The organism is Streptococcus parasanguinis (assembly GCF_047463195.1).
GTDB lineage: Bacteria > Bacillota > Bacilli > Lactobacillales > Streptococcaceae > Streptococcus > Streptococcus parasanguinis_R.
Genome location: NZ_JASHEI010000011.1, coordinates 1 through 17,419, shown reverse-complemented (window position 1 = coordinate 17,419; position 17,419 = coordinate 1). Strand labels below are relative to the sequence as shown.

Here is a 17,419-nt window from a genome sequence, read left to right as displayed (position 1 = left end):
CTCTCTTTTGCTACTTAAGCTTACTTTAAGACCTCTGAGATATACTAAGATCATAAACAAAGACCTCCTAACTTTGTTTAAACCTCCTAAACTTTTTCATAATAATCTCCCATAAGAGTCGCCCAATCGGCGGCTTTTTTTGTGAGTCGTAAGCTGCCTATGGTATAATGAACAAAGAAACTAAAAGGAAGAAGGAAGAGATGGACTACACGATAGAGGAAAAAGCGATGTTTATGAGGGAAGCCCTGAAGGAGGCGGAGATTGCCCTCGCCAATGATGAAATACCGATTGGCTGTGTCTTGGTCAAGGATGGTCAGATTATCGGGCGTGGACATAATGCGCGTGAGGAGCTGCAGCGGGCGGTCATGCATGCGGAAATCATGGCGATCGAGGAGGCCAATCAGCGTGAAAATAGCTGGCGCCTGCTGGATACGACGCTTTTTGTCACGATTGAGCCCTGTGTCATGTGCAGTGGCGCCATCGGTCTGGCTCGCATTCCCAAGGTAATCTATGGGGCGAAAAACCAGAAATTCGGTGCTGGGGGCAGTCTCTACGATATCCTGACGGATGAGCGGTTGAATCATCGCGTAGAGGTTGAAAGCGGCCTTTTAGAAGAAGAATGTGCGGCGATTATGCAGAACTTTTTCAGAAATCGCAGGAAAAAGTAAAGAAAATTAGCCAAAAAAGAAAGTTTGTGTTATACTAATTACTGGAGCAACAGTTCTGCGTGAAGCGGGTCAGGGGAGGAATCCAGCAGCCCTAAGCGAAGTGAACTGTGTGCTCTTTTCTATTGCTCTTGATGAGTCAAGTCCAAGGGACGCAGAAGAATCCTAGAGCAATGGATGCAGTTTTTCCCGCTAGGGAAAAAGCTGTAAACCTATGATAGCCCTTAGTGAATCAAGTCCAACGGACGCGGATGAACTTAGGTGCATTGACGCAGTTCGAACAAAGTGAGAACTAGGTTCCGAAGTATAATGAATCAAGCCTAAAAGGTGCAGATGAATATTGGAGCAGCGAATCTAGTTTGAACGGACCTGAAATGAATTCAGCTGACATCCAATCTTAAGAAGCGTATTTGTTTTCTTGTCAATCAAAATTGTTCTTCTCAATAGGCCTAAAATTTGTTGTCTTACGCAAACGAGTGCTCTCGGTTATGTCCTAAGGTTAGCTTATTTAGAAAAATAGTATAGAATATAAAATGTAAACGTTTTAAAATAGTGAAAGCACTTGCTTATTTTTTCTTAAAGCGTTATCATAAAAGAAAAGAACAATTGGAGGATAAACATGTCACATATTAAATTTGACTACTCAAAGGTGTTAGATAAATTTGTAGCACCACATGAACTAGATTATATGCAGCCTCAAGTGACTGCTGCAGATTCTGCTCTGCGAAATGGTACAGGTCCTGGGGCAGAAATGACTGGCTGGTTGAACTTGCCTGAAGAATATGACAAAGATGAATTTGCTCGTATTCAAAAGGCTGCTGCTAAAATCCAATCTGATAGTGAGGTATTGATCGTAATCGGTATTGGTGGTTCCTATTTAGGAGCTCGTGCAGCTATTGATTTCTTGAATAATTCTTTTGTAAATCTACAAAGCAAGGAAGAACGCAAGGCACCTCAAATCCTCTATGCTGGAAATTCTATTTCTTCAAGCTATTTGGCTGATTTGGTAGACTATGTATCAGACAAAGATTTCTCTGTCAACGTTATTTCTAAGTCAGGAACGACTACAGAGCCTGCTATTGCTTTCCGTGTCTTCAAAGAACTCTTGGTTAAGAAGTATGGTCAGGAAGAAGCAAATAAACGGATTTATGCAACTACAGACCGCGCTAAAGGTGCAGTTAAGGTTGAAGCAGATGCTAATGGCTGGGATACTTTTGTAGTGCCTGATAGTGTAGGTGGTCGTTTTACAGTATTGACAGCAGTGGGACTCTTGCCAATCGCAGCTGCAGGGGCTGATATCAGCAAGTTAATGGAAGGAGCAAATGCTGCTCGCAAGGCTTATGCTTCTGATAAGTTGGCTGAAAATGAAGCATATCAATATGCAGTTGTACGCAATATCTTGTACCGTAAAGGTTATCTGACAGAAGTTCTAGCTAACTATGAACCATCTCTACAATACTTCTCTGAGTGGTGGAAGCAACTGGCTGGTGAGTCAGAAGGGAAAGACCAAAAAGGGATTTACCCAACTTCAGCCAACTTCTCAACAGACTTGCACTCTCTGGGACAATTTATCCAGGAAGGTACCCGTATCCTCTTTGAAACAGTTGTACGTGTAGATAAACCTCGCAAAAATGTGCTGATTCCTGAATTGGCAGAAGACTTGGACGGTCTTGGCTACTTGCAAGGAAAAGATGTTGACTTTGTCAATAAAAAAGCTACAGATGGAGTGCTGTTAGCACACACTGATGGTGGAGTTCCAAATATGTTTGTGACACTGCCTGAGCAAGATGAGTTCACTTTGGGCTACACTATTTACTTCTTTGAGTTGGCTATTGCTCTTTCTGGCTACCTGAATGGTATCAATCCATTTGACCAGCCTGGAGTTGAGGCTTATAAGAAAAACATGTTTGCCCTTCTTGGAAAACCAGGCTTTGAAGAGCTGGGTGCTGAGCTGAATGCACGCCTTTGATTCTTATATGCCTTGAGTTCATTTAGAGTATAAAAAGAGATCCACAAGTTCATTTCTTGTGGATTTTTTAGTACAAGCCTCATAATTAGTTTATTATTTTTTTGAACAGTATAAAAAAGAGTGTCTTAATTCTTTTATGAAAGCGCTGTATAATTGCCTTGTAAATAAAATTTGAGAGGTATCAAAATGAATGATTGGTTAAACATAAAAGGCAAAACAGTTCTTGTGACTGGCGCGTCATCTGGGATCGGTAAGGCAATCGTTGAAGAATTGCTGGAATTAGGTGTCAATGTAGCGAATTTCGATCTTAGCGACAACGATTTGCGTCATCCAAATCTATTATTTGTAAAAGTTGATGTAACTTCTCGCTCTGAAGTAGAAGAGGGTGTTGCCAAAATAGTTGAAAGATTTGGCAATATTGATGCAGTGGTCAATAATGCAGGGATTAATATCCCTAGATTATTAATCGATGCAGAAAATCCTAAAGGTCCTTACGAATTGGACGATGAGACGTTCGAAAAAGTAACGATGATTAATCAAAAAGGTTTGTATCTGGTTAGTCAGGCAGTGGGACGTATTTTAGTGAAAAATGGAAAAGGTGTAATTGTGAACATGGCTTCAGAAGCAGGCTTGGAAGGTTCTGAAGGACAAAGTGCCTATGCTGCCACAAAAGCAGCAGTCTATAGTTACACTCGTTCATGGGCAAAAGAGCTGGGTAAGCATGGTGTACGTGTGGTTGGAATTGCTCCAGGAATTATGGAAGCTACGGGACTTCGAACTCTTTCTTATGAGGAAGCTCTTGCTTATACCCGTGGAAAGACGGTAGAAGATATTCGAGCTGGTTATGCTTCAACTTCAACAACTCCTTTGGGACGAAGTGGTAAACTACGGGAAGTAGCTGACCTTGTAGCATTCTATATTTCAGACCGTTCTAGCTATATAACTGGAGTCACTACAAATATTGCCGGGGGGAAAACTCGCGGTTAAAAAAATGAAGGTGAGGAAGAGAGTTGACCATAGTAAATCGATGGTATAACATTTTAGAAAAAATGGTCTCACAGCCAACTTATTCCTTGGTAGATATGCGCTCAGAGCTGGATATTAGTATGCAAACCTTGCAAAAGAGTATCCAACAATTAAATGATGTTTTGGCTCCGAGTATCCAGATTATCTCACAAGATGATAAGTTAATGTTAGAGGTGTATGACTATACTGAGTTGGAAAGGATTTTATCTGGTAGTTTAAAACGGGAGAGTGACTTCAATTCTTCCAGTAAAAGAATTGCCTATTTACTAAAACGTTTAATTAAGTCAACCTCCCCTCTTCTTATTGACGACTTGGCTGAGGAGGCAGGTGTTAGTAGAAGTACCCTTAATAAGGATTTAAAACAAGTAAAATCTTTGGCAGAGAGTTACTCTATCACTATTTCAGGAAAGCCCAACCGTGGGCTGGAGGTCTTGGGGTCCGAGCTGAATTTGCGCTTGCTCTATATTCACCAAGTGGCCCCTTACTTTGAAGGAAAGACACTCACCGAGGCAACATCTTCTTTTCTGGAGACGCTACTCCAGGAGTATAAAATCCCGAAAGAAACAAAGGAACTCCTTCGAAAGACAATTTCAATTATGGTGGAGCGTATTTATGCATCTAGGGTGTTGAGTTGCCCTATTCCTTACTATAGGAATGATTTAACAGAGACACCTTTGGTTGAAAAATTAATCTATCATATTGAGATGACTTATAAGATTTCCCTCAGTCAGTTTGAAATAGACTTTTTGTGTTTTCCGTTTAATATCCGTTTTATTGACACTTTAAGCAAGCCGTCTTATCAATCTGAACAGCTTGCAAACATTTTTCAAGGGATTGTCAAGAAAGTCAAAGAAACAATGTTGGTTAACTTTGATGATGAAGAATTATTTGAAGAAATCAAGTCTCATCTAGGCCCCTTAATCAATCGACTGATTTTCCATGTGCAAGCTAATGATATATTCCATGGCGAGGTTCAAACTCAATATCCTTTTGCTTTTGAAATGGCGAAAATTGCTGGAGAAGAACTGTCTGCAATTTTTGGTTCTGAATTGGAATTATCTGAAATCGGATATCTGGCTTTGTATTTTGAAATGATTTTAAGAAAGCAAAACTCTGTTGTAAATGGTTCTCGCAAGCAGATAGCAGTAGTTTGCACAACAGGAAGAGGAACTGCTGCGATGATTATTCAGCAACTCAGACGAATCCTTGGAAATGATGTAGACATTACTCAGTATTCTGAAGAGGATTTTAATCTGGATTTGAATCAGGACTATTTCGCGATTTTTACGACAGTTCCTCTAAAATATAAAGATTCTAAATCTCCAGTCATTCAAGTTAATCATCTTTTTGATGATCAATGGCTGCGGGAAGAATGGCAGAGGGCCAATGCTTTTCATCAAAAAAATCTAGAAACAGTCAGCTTACGTTTTCTTCGGTTGAGTCCCCAAAAAACCTATCAGCAATACTTGCTAAATATGGTTGCAGAGTTAGAGAAACTTCAGATGATTGATGAAGGTTTTAGAAATCGGATAATTGATAGGGAGAAAAAACAATCAACCATTTTTGGTGGAGGAATTGCCTTCCCCCATACAATTAACCAGGGTTATGCAAAGACTATTTTAATGTTTGGAAAGCTAGAAGAGCCTTATCAAAAAGGAGATGATTGGATTGAATTTATCTTTCTAGTCGCCATTCCCTCAGAAATTGAAAGCAAAATGGAGAGTGAATTGCTGGAATTGTATGACGACATTTTTCGAATTGCAGGAGAGCCTTCTCTAAAAGAAGCTTTGAGGGCTGTAGAAACAGAGACAGAGTTTCTATCATTTTCTAAGAGCAAAGGAGTATTTTAATGAATTCGCTAATAATTTTCGCTGTATTTGTCATGGCAGCTTATATATTTCAAATGTTCCTCGGCTGGCAGCAACTCAAAGACTTCAATAAGACCTATACGATGCTCCGAAGACTGGGGCGCGTAGCGATTGGCAGGAAGTCCGGAAGAATCAAATCCGGTACGATTGTCATGTTCGCGGTTGATGAAAACGGTCGGGTTCTTAAAGCTAGCAAAATGCAAGGAGTCACAATCTTAGCACGTTTTCAAAATATGGACGATTATGTTGGAGAAGACATCCATTATTTTGACAAGTATAATCCTCTTGTGAGAAAAGAAAATAAGTTGATGCAATCAGCCATAGAAGATGCTAGAAAAGTCTATCTTTGGCATGAGGCAGGTATTGAGAAAGAGACAAGTTCATCTGATTCTTTTCTGGGATTCGGCTTTTATGCGAATTACTTACAATTATCTATTAAACAGTTATTTAAAAAAAATAAGAAAGGGAGTTCCTTATGAATCACATTACAAATTTTGCAGAGAGTTTTATGAAACTCTTCCAATTAGGTGGAGAAACCTTTATTAGCTGGATGACAAATATTGTACCGCTTGTCTTAATGCTATTGATTGCAATGAATACCCTTATCGCTTTCTTGGGAGAAGAGAAGGTCAATTCCCTGGCTAAGATTTCTGCCAAAAATCCTGTTAGCCGGTATATGATTTTACCTTTCATTTCAGCCTTTATGCTGGGGAATCCGATGGCAATCAGTATGGGACGTTTCTTACCAGAATATTATAAACCTAGTTTTGTAGCAGCTCAGATGCAGTTCTGCCATACTTCAAATGGTGTATTTCCGCATATCAATCCTGGGGAATTGTTTGTATGGATGGGAATTGCAACAGGAATTCAAACTTTAGGTTTAAGTCAAATGGACTTAGCCATTCGTTACATGCTTGTTGGGCTTGTCATGAACTTTGTAGGCGGTTGGGTGACCGATTTTACAACTGCTTATGTAGCAAAACAGCAAGGTGTTACCTTGAGTAAAACATTTGATTTATAGAAAGAGTGAAATTATGTCATATAAGAGTATAAAAGTTGTTAAAGGAAATGGCGGTTTCGGAGGACCTTTGGTCATTACACCTAGTGAAGCTAAGCATAAATTCATCTATATCACTGGCGGAGGAGAAAAGCCAGATATTGTGGATAAAATTGCTGATTTGACCGGTATGGAAGCTGTTAATGGGTTTAAAACTTCTATCCCAGATGAGGAAATTGCTTTAGCAATCGTGGATTGTGGCGGTACTCTTCGCTGTGGTATTTATCCTAAAAAGGGGATCCCTACAATAAATATTGTAGCTACAGGGAAAAGTGGGCCTCTAGCTCAATATATAACCGAGGAAATCTATGTGTCAGCAGTTGGCCTTAATCAAATTTCTGCTGCTAATGAAGACGAAAAAGCGACAACTGTGGTAACAGAAAAGCCAACTTACGATACTAGTAAAAAAATTACAGAGCAAAAAGCTGAAACAAGTATTGTAGCAAGAATTGGGATGGGCGCTGGGAAGGTCGTTGCGACTTTCAACCAGGCTGCTCGTGAAGCCATCCAAACAATGCTCAACACGATCATTCCTTTCATGGCCTTTGTTTCCTTGCTGATTGGGGTTATTCAAGGTTCAGGTGTTGGAAATTGGCTGGCAAAATTAATGGTTCCCCTAGCTGGGAACATCTGGGGACTCATTTTGATTGGCTTTATCTGTTCCTTGCCATTCCTATCTCCTTTGTTAGGCCCCGGAGCTGTTATCAGTCAGATTATTGGAACCTTAATTGGAGTTGAAATCGGCAAAGGGAATATTCCGCCCCAAATGGCTCTGCCAGCTATATTTGCTATCAACACTCAAAACGGTTGTGATTTCATTCCTGTAGCACTCGGTCTATCTGAAGCCAAGGCTGAAACAGTTGAGGTTGGTGTCCCTTCTGTGCTTTATTCACGCTTTCTCAATGGTGTTCCGCGGGTGCTAGTAGCTTGGATAGCTAGTATTGGCCTTTATCAGTAAACCTTTGATAGATGCACGTAAACATAGCAACTATTATGTTAAACTTATCTATAAGCATAAGTTTATGACAGATTTGAGAAAGGATGAATAGGAATTAGATGAAGAAAATTTTTGAAGCTAAAGTAATTCAAGTGGGGCCTGAAGCTCAGAATATGATTCAAGATGCCAATATGCTCATTTTGTTTGGAGAAGAAGCTCCGGAAGACTTAGCAGAGTATTGTTTTAAAATCGATAACAAAAATCTTCTAGGTGCAATACTAGAAGGTGGAAAGCTGGTGGTAGATAGTCAGGAATATTCGATTACTGCCGTAGGAAATGTAGTAGAAAAAAATTTAACTGGACTGGGCCATATCACGATTTCTTTTGATGGTTCAAAAGAGGGCAGCCTGCCGGGCACTCTCCATGTTGCAGCAGACCAAGCAGTAGTAATTGAAAAGGACTCTACCATTCAGATTTTCGAAACTGCTTGACCATAACAAAATTTAAAATCAAGCAATTTAGAAACATAAAAGTCAAAAAAATTGATTCAGAGCTTGGACAAAAAGTCCAGGCTTCTGGGTCTAAATTAGAAAAAATAGATGACGCGGTGGTTGATTGGCATCTTCCTTCGCTTTTTAAGCCCCAAAGATTGCCTGATCAACTGTGCGGGGGTGGGAAGATGAACTTTTTAACTTGTTTGAAGTTCTTTCCCACTCCCTTTTTGATAGGGAAAATAATTTATGTTTTAATATTGTAAAATTTGTCATTGTTTTTCAATGTTTTCGCAATATGACAAATCAACAAAATTTATAAGGATAAAAGCATGCCAGAAAAAGACGGTCAAGGTCAAGCGCAAAGAGCTTGAAGTCAATCAAACTAGCCAGCCAGTGCAAGGGAATTTCCAGCAGATGCATCCATAAGGTGTGCCTGAACAGAAGGAAAAGACCAAAAAGGTATTTACCCAACTTCAGCAAACTTCTCAACAGACTTGCACTCATTGGGTCAATTTATCCAAGAAGGAACTCGTATCATGTTTGAAACAGTTGTCCGTGTGGACAAACCACGTAAGAACGTGATCATCCCTACATTGGAAGAAGACCTTGATGGACTTGGTTACCTTCAAGGGAAAGACGTTGACTTTGTAAACAAAAAAGCAACTGACGGTGTTCTTCTTGCCCACACAGACGGTGACGTGCCAAACATGTACGTAACTCTTCCTGAGCAAGATGCCTTCACTCTTGGTTATGCCATCTACTTCTTCGAGTTGGCCATCGCCCTTTCAGGTTACTTGAACGCGATCAACCCATTTGACCAACCAGGTGTTGAAGCCTACAAGAAAAATATGTTTGCCCTTCTTGGTAAACCAGGATTTGAAGAACTTGGAGCAGAACTCAACGCTCGTCTTTAATCAATAGACAAAACGATCTCGCAAGAGGTCGTTTTTTTACTTGCTAAACAAACTCATATTTTTGTCCCCTGGAATCAATTATAAAAACACGATCTAGTTATGTTTCTCAATCATATGGTTAACTGATTGCTATTGTCTCCCTTCGCAAGAAATTTTAAGATAAGTTTCTAAAAGGTCGGATATCTCTCCGATCTTTTTTAGTCTATCAAGACAGGAGTTGGTCCTTGCTTGGTTTTATGTTATAGTAGAAGAGAAGAATAAAAAGGAGAATTCGAAATGTCCGAGAAAGATCAAGAACAATTTATGAAACAGACGCCCTTAGAGGGTGCGCCTCAATTTGATATGGCTGCGCCAGCCTTTGTCCCAAAAGAAGAAGCCGAAGACATGGTCGTTCCAGAAGTTAGTGGCCTTTCAGTGACGGAGACGGAAGCAATGGAAGAAGAGGTAAAAGAGCCAGTTATTTCAGAAACGGTGGAGCTCCCAAAAGTGGATAAAACGACTGTTGAAGAAGATGCGGTAGTGCCTGCTGCTCCCCAACCGACCCCTCCATTCCAGCCTGCGCCTCAAACTCCTCAAAACATGGCAGCTGAACCAGTTGGTCCACAAACAGTGCCTGTTTCTGAGACACCTATTCCACAAGCTCCTCTTTCTCCTGTTGGAAGACCGATGGATACTGCAGACAAGAAAGCTATTCGTTTTGCCCTTGGGATTTTAGTGGGTCTCCTCATCGGTGGAGTCAGTGGCTATTTGATTGGTCATGCCAGCCCTAGCACGTCATCATCTAGAAAGCATACTTCTTGGTCAGGCAACCAGTCTGGTTCTTCTTCCAATATCGATTTGGACCAGTTGACCGCAGAAGATGCGGAAGCCGATTTTAGCTGGGAGCAGTCTGATATCGAGCAACTTCAATTTTTGACTGGAAAGGATGATGGGGAGAGTCCTGAGGAAATGGTCGACGCTTATGGAAAGGCTAGTTCTGTTCAATTTGATAATGGAGAATTGAAATTATTCTGGGATGATAACTCTTATAATAAGGAGGTCAAAGCGACCTACTCTAAGAAGGGAAAACAATTACAGCTTGTCAAATTTGAATTTAATCAATTTGGGAAAAATCTTACGGTTGAGGACAACTTTGCAGATGGATTCAAAGTTGGAAATAGTGAGACCGGTGCTGGAGGAACCTCTTACAAAGAGCTTTTAGAAAAATACGGTGATGCAGTCAATCTGACGGTGAGTTCATCTGATGATTCAGACGAGATAGAATTGGTCATGGACTTCCAAAAGAAAAACGGGGACTATGTAGATTTGACCTTTATTCGCCAAGAGAATGGAGATTTCCTCTTGAGTAGTAAAGACAGCTACTAAATCAATGAATAAAAGAAAGAGGCAAGCGCCTCTTTTTTGGGATAAGACGAGACAAATACGCTAATTTTCTATACAATAGAAAGAGTTTGAATAGAAAGAGCATGAAGGATGGAAGAAATGAAACAGTGGATAGAACGTCATAAGCGGATCCTCCAAAAAGCTGCAGGGGCTTTGCTAGCTTTTGTCGTTGGGGCTTGCTTGGTGTTTATAATTCATCCGGTTAAAACCTTACCAAAAGACCGTTTGCTGAGCCTATCTCGAATGCAAGAAGCTAGCCAACAATTTGTCGCTCCTTCTTCAAAAGAGCCGGCTCTAGAAGACCTGTTGTCATTAGAGCTTGCAAGGGGAGAAGGAAAGGTACAAAAAAGTTGGGTAACTTTGTCTGCATTCGTCAAAAAATTTGGAAAAGCAGCGAGCTTTACACAAGAAGATACGAGTTTTGGAGCACAAGTCCAGTTAGGCTACGGGGCTTCTGTGAAGGGGCTCTATCCTTATACCATAGAATTTCAAAAGCAGGATGATGATTTTTATTTGAGCTCGATTCAAGGATTTGCGCCAAAATCGTCTCACTATCAGAGCAAAAAGGACTTAAAACAGGCAGATTTTACAGGCTATCAGACTCTAGATGGGAAAAAGGAAAAGGGAACGGCAGCAGAAGAAGTCTTGAAAAAATCAGGTCTTCCCAATTCTCTTAGTTTGACCTCTGTAAAGGACAAGCAAGTTTTAGCCTTGTCTTATCAGGTGACAGATGGATTGGTCTCTTTGACCTTTGAACGCGACCAGAGTGGTCAGTATCGTTTGACGAAGAAGGGGTGAAGCAAATGATCGAGTGGATGAAAAAAAATCGAAAAGAACTCTTGCTGCCGTTTTTGTGTTTTGTTTTAGGATTGTTACTTGCGATTGCAAGCATCCAGGTGCAAGAGCAAGGAACCGATACCAAGGAGGACCAAACACTGACTTATTTCCAGCCAAAGGATTACAAGAATTTGGTCAGCAAGGAACAAGAAATCAAGCAGTTTAAATGGACCATCGAAGCTGTGGCGAATTTGAAAGTTCGTCTCAAGCAGAGTCAGCAACCAGGAACCCGCTTGGAAACAGTTGTGACGGAATGGGGAAAAGCCCAAAAAATTAAGTATACAAAGACAGCTCAAGGAGAAAAAACCGTTCTTGTCTTGACTTATGCAGCTAAGCAAACCGATCAGGGCAAGAAAAGTGTAACCTTGTGGTTTGAACAGGAAAAAGACCAGGGGTATCGCTTGACGACAGTGGATGCGACGAATTTGTTGGACGCAAAAGAGAAGACAAGCAGTGAGAAAGAAATCACTACTGAAAAAGAGAAAAAAGGTACAGAATTCGCCCAGCTCATTATGCAACTAGGAAATCCTCAACGCTTGGTCTGGGGGGAAATGCCAGATGGCGGAATGGGCTATCGCGCGACTTACCAGGTGCCAGGGCAGCCAGAAGTGGTGATGGAATTCAAGAAAAAAGCCAAGAAATTGGTGTTGGTATAAGAAAGGAGACATCATTGGACGATCAACGGACAGACATCAAGGCAGCTTCCTCTCACCAGGGTGGAAGCCGCTTGATTTCAGAAGCCGATCTGGCTTCAATAGGGATGGACAATCATCAGGATACTAGAAGCCATTCAGATACGATGGAGTCTTCCCCTTCTTCCTCAAAAGAGGGGATTGGTTCGCTTTTGCGATTTTTTGGGTGGTTCGCCTTGTTTATGGCTTTTGTGTTTGTGCTTCAAAACGAAGTTAATAAAAGCTCTTCTTCATCTTCTTCGAGTGAGGGGATCAATGGTTTATCACGTGATGGTATCAGAACGGAATATCTGACCAGTGAAAATAGTTCTTATATCGCCTCAACTAATGAATTTCAATTTCAGCCAACCTATGAAAAGGCTATGTCTCTCATTCCTAATTTTGCAGTGGAAGAAAAAAAGACCTCTTTTGGGACGGTAGATCCACAAGATGTCGTTGCAGCATTAGGTAAAGCAAGGAGTGGGGAAGCAACGTATAGTGGTAGCAGTTCTAGTCCCTTTTTGCTGACCTTAGATTATCAATCAAAGGATGCAGATGGGAAGGTTCTTCTTGAAAAAACAGGTGCCTTTTACAGGATCTCTCTTTTAAGTTTGAAACACTTAAAAAGTGACCGATTTGCGAATAAGAATGGGAGCTTGACGAAGGACGATTTTGCCACTATCAAGGTCGGAATGCCTTATTTAGACCTACTCAATACGGTAGGGATTCCGGATGAAATATATGTATCTGGGCTTTTAGGTTACGGGGAAGCGCCTTCCTTTACCTATCGATTATCGGATTCTCAAACGGTTCAAATCCATTTTGATAGCCGGCAAACCATCAAGGATATCAAATCGAAAGAGGTAGCGACCACACCAGCTTCCTCTACATCTACAGCACAGTAAAAAATCAGCCGAAGCATTTTAAATAAAAGGAGAGGACAATGGGAAATAAAGACTGGTCGCATCTACGAAATGAGCACCAGAGTCGGTTTTCGAAAGGCCAGCCGAAAGAAGCACCCTTAGAAAAAGGAAGTCCTGAGAAGCTAGAAGATACGCTCGCAAAAGAGCCAGAAGTGGTAGAAGTCCCTGCTTTTCAGGAAGAGGTGAAACAAGAAGAGGAACGAAAAGACGAACCAGCGATTGGTGTGAAGGAGGAATCGTATGATCCAAAGGAAGGCTCATTTGCTACACCTGAAGACGAATCAGCTCAGGTCGTTCTTGCTACACCACTAACAGAAGAAGCAAGGTCAGAAACACCAGCACAAGATACAATAGGGCAGTCTCCTTCAGCTGAGAAAAAAGTAGAGCACCAGGGTGGGAGTCGCTTGATTTCAGAAGCCGATCTGGCTTCAATAGGCGGAAGCAGGCATTCAGAACCAAGACAACCTGTACTAGACTCTCAATCGGATAGGGCGAAAACCTACTCTCCTTCCTCTAATAGTGGAGGGTCTTCGCTGGCAGCCTTTTTTGGATTATTGGCCATGCTGGGATTATTTGCCTATCTGGCTTCAGGAGGTATTCATAGTTCTTCTACTACTAGTGAATATGGAAGCACTAGCTTGTCTTATGGAACTAGAAAGGAAACCTTGAGAGGTGGTACGAGTAGCTTGATTGCTCCGGAGAGGGAATTTCAGTTTCAAGTGACCTATGAGAAGGCCATTTCCCTGATTCCTGGTTTAAGTGAGGGAGATCAAGGACGTACCTCTTCAACTTCTCTGTCTCCACAGGATGTGGTAGCTGTACTGGGGAAGGCTAGCAGTGGAGAAGAAACCTACCAAGAAGGTGGTGTCAGTCCTTTTATGACCCAATTGGAATATCAGACTGAAGGCTCTCCTTCTTCCGTAACAGTTTTACTTTCAAAAATTGGTGTTGATCGTTTATCTTCTCTTGATTTTAAAAACTTAAACAGTGAGCGATTAGCCAATAAAAATGGTAGCTTAAGCAGAGAAGATTTTGCCAATATGAAAATAGGAACGAGCTATTCAGATCTTGTGAATACAGTAGGAATTCCTAGCAGTGTTTCTTGGTCGAGTATGCTGGGTTCAGAGTCCTTCTTAACCTTTTACTATAAGCTTTCTGATTCGCGCTCCGTCATTATTCACTTTGGAAGTAATCGGACTATTAGTGAAATCAAGGGTCTAGAAGATTCAGCGACATCAACTTCCACGTCGCCTTAGGTGTCCATCTCACTAGGATTGTGGTATAATATGGATACCTTTAATTGAAATGAATGGAGAATCTCATGACTGCACAAAAAATGTCTGCTCAAGAAATTATCGCTTTTATTGGGAATGCAGAAAAGAAAACCAATGTGAAAGTAACCTTTGAAGGGGAATTGGCAACAGCTGTTCCTACTTCTGTTACCAAGCTTGGCAATGTTTTGTTCGGTGACTGGAAAGATATCGAGCCCCTTCTTGCTAACTTGACTGAAAACAAGGATTATGTGGTAGAACAAGATGGCCGTAACTCAGCTGTCCCATTACTGGATAAACGCTACCTAAATGCGCGTATTGAACCAGGCGCTATTATCCGTGACCAAGTAACGATCGAAGACAATGCGGTTGTCATGATGGGTGCTGTCATCAATATCGGTGCTGAAATCGGTGCAGGAACCATGATTGATATGGGGGCTATCCTTGGTGGCCGTGCTACTGTTGGTAAAAACAGCCACATCGGTGCAGGTGCCGTTCTTGCAGGAGTCATTGAGCCAGCTTCTGCTGAGCCTGTTCGGATCGGTGACAATGTCTTGGTCGGTGCCAACGCTGTTGTGATTGAAGGAGTTCAAGTTGGAAACGGTTCAGTCGTTGCCGCTGGAGCGATCGTTACTCAAGATGTCCCTGAAAATGTGGTTGTAGCTGGTGTCCCAGCTCGCATCATCAAGGAAATTGACGAAAAAACACAACAAAAAACAGCCTTGGAAGACGCTTTGCGTAATTTATAAGATATGAAGTATAGAGGCCGTAAGGCCTCTATTCTAATAGAAAGAAGACAACGATGACATTGGATTTGATCAAAATCAGACGGGATTTGCACCAAATCCCTGAAATTGGCTTAGAAGAATTTGAAACACAAGCTTATCTCTTGGACCGAATCGCAGAGATCACAGAAGGCAAAGACTTTGTAGAGCAACGGACCTGGCGGACCGGGATCCTGGTGTATCTCCATGGGTCTGCACCTGAAAAAACCATCGGTTGGCGGACAGATATCGATGGTTTACCGATTGTGGAACAAACGGGCCTTGATTTTGCCTCTAAGCATGAAGGACGGATGCATGCTTGTGGTCATGATATGCACATGACAACAGCCCTAGGGCTTTTGGATCAACTGGTCCAAGTGCAACCAAAAAATAACCTGCTCTTTCTCTTCCAACCAGCTGAAGAAAATGAGGCTGGTGGGATGCTCATGTATAAGGACAATGCTTTTGGCGACTGGCTCCCTGATGAATTTTATGGTCTGCATGTACGCCCTGATTTGAAGGTGGGAGACATTGCGACCAATACGGGTACCCTTTTTGCAGGGACCTGTGAAGTCAAGATCACCTTTACAGGAAAGGGAGGACATGCTGCCTTTCCACATGAGGCCAATGACGCTCTTGTAGCAGCCTCTTACTTCATTACCCAAGTCCAATCGGTCGTGAGTCGAAATGTCGATCCAATTGAAGGTGCTGTGGTGACCTTTGGTTCCATGCATGCAGGAACCACCAATAATGTGATTGCTGAGACCGCCTTCCTTCATGGGACCATTCGGACCTTGACCATGGAGATGAACCTTTTGACTCAAAAACGGGTCAAAACCATTGCAGAAGGAGTTGCAGCAGCCTTTGATGTGAAATTGGACCTGGAACTTAAGCAAGGGGGCTACCTGCCTGTGGAAAACCAACCAGAATTGGCCAAAGAACTCATGGACTTTTTCACAGCTGAGGAAGACGTGAACCTGATTGATATTCTGCCTGCGATGACAGGAGAAGACTTCGGCTTTCTCTTGAGCAAGGTCCCTGGTGTCATGTTCTGGCTGGGAATTGATACCCCTTATGCCTTGCACCATCCAAAGATGAGCCCAAATGAAGCAGCCCTTCCCTTTGCTGTGGAAAACATTGGTAAATTTTTGAAAATGAAAGCCAACCAATAAAGGATTGATTCAACTCCGTCTGGAGTTGGATTTTTATTTTCTCGTGTGCAAACTGTTCGGATCTTTCATAAAAAATGATACAATTAAAGCTATACAAAAGGAGTAGGGAATGAAGAAAACACTACGAAAAGAAACCATAGCAGCCATGAAACGGTTGCCGGAATCCGTGAAAACTCAAGCAGATGAACAGCTCACTCAACGTCTCTTGGAGCTTCCAGCCTTTCAGGAGGCAAAGACCCTTGCGACCTATCTGTCCTTTGACCACGAATTTTCCACAGCTGGCTTGATCCAAGCTGCTCTTCAACTTGGAAAACGCGTCTGTGTTCCCCGTACCTATCCACAAGGGCGGATGGTATTTGTGGAATACGATCCTGACATTTTGGAAAAAACACGCTTTGGTTTGCTGGAGCCCAATGAAAAAGGAAAGCTTGTGGATAAGTCAGAGATTGATCTGATCCATGTACCAGGCTTGGTCTTCCAGTCAACAGGCTACCGAATTGGCTATGGTGGTGGCTATTATGATCGTTATTTAGCAGATTTTGCTGGAAAAACGGTTAGTACGATTTATTCCATCCAGCAGAAGGAGTTCCAACCAGATGCTTTTGATCAGGCAGTTCAGGAGGTGCTAGTTTATGAAGTTACTCTTTGATCGTCGTTATCCTGTGACTAGCCTCTTGTTGTTAGTGACAACGGCAGTCTTTCTTTCCATGTTTATCCGATTTGGAGGCGACTACCAAACAGGTGCTGCTGTTTACTATAGCGGTGGTATTATTGGAGAGGTTGTGAAAGTCGATCCTAGCCAATTATGGCGAATAGTGACAGCTACATTTGTTCATATCGGCCTAGAACATTTTGTGCTCAATATGATTACCCTCTATTACTTGGGACGTTTGGCAGAAGATCTCTTTGGTTCCAAGGCTTTCTTAGCTCTCTATCTCTTATCAGGCATGATGGGCAATGTCTTTGTTGCTATTTTTACGCCAGATGTGATTGCAGCAGGAGCTTCTACAGCCCTCTTTGGACTGTTTGGGACCATTGGTGCTCTGCGCTTTATTGTCCAAAGTCCCTATATTCGCCACTTGAGTCAGTCCTATACCAGCTTGATTGTGGTCAATTTGATCTTTAGCTTCATGCCAGGGATCAGTATGGCGGGGCACATCGGTGGCTTAGTAGCTGGGGTCATGTTGGCTTATGTCTTTCCAGTAAGAGGGGAAGCTCGCTTTATGAACCGAACCTATCAGATGAGTGCGGCCCTATCTTATCTCTTGCTTTTACTTTATTTCTTAGGTAAAATCTTGAATCTATTTTAAGAAGAGGCTAGGACAAAAGTCCTAGCCTCTTAATTGTTTTTGGATTGTCGAGCAAGACGCAGTGGTTGAGTGGGCTCTACTACGCTGATTTCATCAGCTTTTACAGCCCTACTCAACTGTGCGGAGGTGGGACGACGAAATCGAATTCTAACGAATTA

General features: G+C 41.9%; 17 protein-coding genes, 1 other RNA gene and 1 pseudogene. All 19 read left to right on the top strand.

What is annotated here, in order from left to right; all coding sequences use genetic code 11:
- The first annotated feature begins 167 nt into the window (after positions 1-167).
- The 19 genes and pseudogenes from tadA (at position 168) to QM870_RS09165 (ending at position 17,261) form a co-directional block, all read left to right on the top strand.
- Positions 168-668 (top strand): tRNA adenosine(34) deaminase TadA, encoded by a 501-nt coding sequence (tadA, locus tag QM870_RS09255; protein ID WP_037599797.1) that lies wholly within the window; start codon positions 168-170, stop codon positions 666-668.
- 32 nt (positions 669-700) lie between these two features.
- Positions 701-799, top strand: an RNA gene (gene ffs, locus QM870_RS09250) — signal recognition particle sRNA small type.
- Between the two features lie 485 nt (positions 800-1,284).
- Complete coding sequence (locus tag QM870_RS09245; protein WP_008808173.1) at positions 1,285-2,634, top strand: glucose-6-phosphate isomerase; 1,350 nt, start codon at positions 1,285-1,287, stop codon at positions 2,632-2,634.
- 186 nt (positions 2,635-2,820) lie between these two features.
- On the top strand, positions 2,821-3,621 hold the full coding sequence (locus QM870_RS09240; protein WP_001000837.1) for an SDR family oxidoreductase: 801 nt from the start codon (positions 2,821-2,823) through the stop codon (positions 3,619-3,621).
- A gap of 62 nt (positions 3,622-3,683) precedes the next feature.
- Positions 3,684-5,510: a BglG family transcription antiterminator gene (locus QM870_RS09235; RefSeq protein WP_080981318.1), complete on the top strand. Its 1,827-nt coding sequence runs from the start codon at positions 3,684-3,686 to the stop codon at positions 5,508-5,510.
- The gene (locus QM870_RS09230; protein WP_001086645.1) at positions 5,510-6,007 is read left to right on the top strand and encodes a transcriptional regulator GutM; all 498 of its coding nucleotides are present in this window, start codon (positions 5,510-5,512) and stop codon (positions 6,005-6,007) included. The genes QM870_RS09235 and QM870_RS09230 overlap by 1 nt, the downstream gene beginning before the upstream one ends.
- Positions 6,004-6,549 carry a PTS glucitol/sorbitol transporter subunit IIC gene (gene srlA, locus QM870_RS09225; protein WP_001015684.1) on the top strand — a complete coding sequence of 182 codons (546 nt, stop codon included), beginning with the start codon at positions 6,004-6,006 and terminating at the stop codon, positions 6,547-6,549. Before QM870_RS09230 ends, srlA begins: the two co-directional genes overlap by 4 nt.
- 13 nt (positions 6,550-6,562) lie before the next feature.
- On the top strand, positions 6,563-7,543 hold the full coding sequence (gene srlE, locus QM870_RS09220; RefSeq protein WP_020992831.1) for a PTS glucitol/sorbitol transporter subunit IIB: 981 nt from the start codon (positions 6,563-6,565) through the stop codon (positions 7,541-7,543).
- A gap of 98 nt (positions 7,544-7,641) precedes the next feature.
- Positions 7,642-8,013 (top strand): PTS glucitol/sorbitol transporter subunit IIA, encoded by a 372-nt coding sequence (locus tag QM870_RS09215; protein WP_008808177.1) that lies wholly within the window; start codon positions 7,642-7,644, stop codon positions 8,011-8,013.
- 440 nt (positions 8,014-8,453) lie between these two features.
- Positions 8,454-8,930: pseudogene (locus QM870_RS09210) on the top strand (glucose-6-phosphate isomerase); the annotation flags it as partial.
- Positions 8,931-9,206: 276 nt separating this feature from the next.
- On the top strand, positions 9,207-10,295 hold the full coding sequence (locus QM870_RS09205) for a hypothetical protein (RefSeq protein WP_414369356.1): 1,089 nt from the start codon (positions 9,207-9,209) through the stop codon (positions 10,293-10,295).
- 108 nt (positions 10,296-10,403) lie between these two features.
- On the top strand, positions 10,404-11,111 hold the full coding sequence (locus QM870_RS09200; RefSeq protein ID WP_414369354.1) for a hypothetical protein: 708 nt from the start codon (positions 10,404-10,406) through the stop codon (positions 11,109-11,111).
- A gap of 5 nt (positions 11,112-11,116) precedes the next feature.
- On the top strand, positions 11,117-11,806 hold the full coding sequence (locus QM870_RS09195; RefSeq protein WP_414369352.1) for a hypothetical protein: 690 nt from the start codon (positions 11,117-11,119) through the stop codon (positions 11,804-11,806).
- Between the two features lie 14 nt (positions 11,807-11,820).
- A complete protein-coding gene (locus tag QM870_RS09190; RefSeq protein ID WP_368397772.1) occupies positions 11,821-12,726 on the top strand; it encodes a hypothetical protein in 906 nt (301 codons plus the stop codon).
- Between the two features lie 38 nt (positions 12,727-12,764).
- Entirely contained in the window at positions 12,765-14,000 is a 1,236-nt protein-coding gene (locus tag QM870_RS09185; RefSeq protein ID WP_414369351.1) for a hypothetical protein, read from the top strand.
- Positions 14,001-14,065: 65 nt separating this feature from the next.
- Entirely contained in the window at positions 14,066-14,764 is a 699-nt protein-coding gene (dapD, locus tag QM870_RS09180) for a 2,3,4,5-tetrahydropyridine-2,6-dicarboxylate N-acetyltransferase (RefSeq protein WP_049497728.1), read from the top strand.
- A gap of 53 nt (positions 14,765-14,817) precedes the next feature.
- A complete protein-coding gene (locus QM870_RS09175; protein WP_118227775.1) occupies positions 14,818-15,951 on the top strand; it encodes an N-acetyldiaminopimelate deacetylase in 1,134 nt (377 codons plus the stop codon).
- A gap of 109 nt (positions 15,952-16,060) precedes the next feature.
- Positions 16,061-16,600: a 5-formyltetrahydrofolate cyclo-ligase gene (locus QM870_RS09170; RefSeq protein WP_371507806.1), complete on the top strand. Its 540-nt coding sequence runs from the start codon at positions 16,061-16,063 to the stop codon at positions 16,598-16,600.
- Positions 16,584-17,261, top strand: coding sequence for a rhomboid family intramembrane serine protease (locus QM870_RS09165; protein WP_049491404.1), 678 nt, complete (start codon positions 16,584-16,586; stop codon positions 17,259-17,261). The genes QM870_RS09170 and QM870_RS09165 overlap by 17 nt, the downstream gene beginning before the upstream one ends.
- Positions 17,262-17,419: the final 158 nt, after the last annotated feature.

Excerpts from the sequence above, each read along its gene's own strand:
- tadA (WP_037599797.1), top strand. The coding sequence starts at position 168 with ATGAACAAAGAAACTAAAAGGAAGAAGGAAGAGATGGACTACACGATA.
- QM870_RS09245 (WP_008808173.1), top strand. The coding sequence starts at position 1,285 with ATGTCACATATTAAATTTGACTACTCAAAGGTGTTAGATAAATTTGTA.
- QM870_RS09240 (WP_001000837.1), top strand. The coding sequence starts at position 2,821 with ATGAATGATTGGTTAAACATAAAAGGCAAAACAGTTCTTGTGACTGGC.
- QM870_RS09235 (WP_080981318.1), top strand. The coding sequence starts at position 3,684 with ATGGTCTCACAGCCAACTTATTCCTTGGTAGATATGCGCTCAGAGCTG.
- QM870_RS09230 (WP_001086645.1), top strand. The coding sequence starts at position 5,510 with ATGAATTCGCTAATAATTTTCGCTGTATTTGTCATGGCAGCTTATATA.
- srlA (WP_001015684.1), top strand. The coding sequence starts at position 6,004 with ATGAATCACATTACAAATTTTGCAGAGAGTTTTATGAAACTCTTCCAA.
- srlE (WP_020992831.1), top strand. The coding sequence starts at position 6,563 with ATGTCATATAAGAGTATAAAAGTTGTTAAAGGAAATGGCGGTTTCGGA.
- QM870_RS09215 (WP_008808177.1), top strand. The coding sequence starts at position 7,642 with ATGAAGAAAATTTTTGAAGCTAAAGTAATTCAAGTGGGGCCTGAAGCT.
- QM870_RS09205 (WP_414369356.1), top strand. The coding sequence starts at position 9,207 with ATGTCCGAGAAAGATCAAGAACAATTTATGAAACAGACGCCCTTAGAG.
- QM870_RS09200 (WP_414369354.1), top strand. The coding sequence starts at position 10,404 with ATGGAAGAAATGAAACAGTGGATAGAACGTCATAAGCGGATCCTCCAA.
- QM870_RS09195 (WP_414369352.1), top strand. The coding sequence starts at position 11,117 with ATGATCGAGTGGATGAAAAAAAATCGAAAAGAACTCTTGCTGCCGTTT.
- QM870_RS09185 (WP_414369351.1), top strand. The coding sequence starts at position 12,765 with ATGGGAAATAAAGACTGGTCGCATCTACGAAATGAGCACCAGAGTCGG.
- dapD (WP_049497728.1), top strand. The coding sequence starts at position 14,066 with ATGACTGCACAAAAAATGTCTGCTCAAGAAATTATCGCTTTTATTGGG.
- QM870_RS09175 (WP_118227775.1), top strand. The coding sequence starts at position 14,818 with ATGACATTGGATTTGATCAAAATCAGACGGGATTTGCACCAAATCCCT.
- QM870_RS09170 (WP_371507806.1), top strand. The coding sequence starts at position 16,061 with ATGAAGAAAACACTACGAAAAGAAACCATAGCAGCCATGAAACGGTTG.
- QM870_RS09165 (WP_049491404.1), top strand. The coding sequence starts at position 16,584 with ATGAAGTTACTCTTTGATCGTCGTTATCCTGTGACTAGCCTCTTGTTG.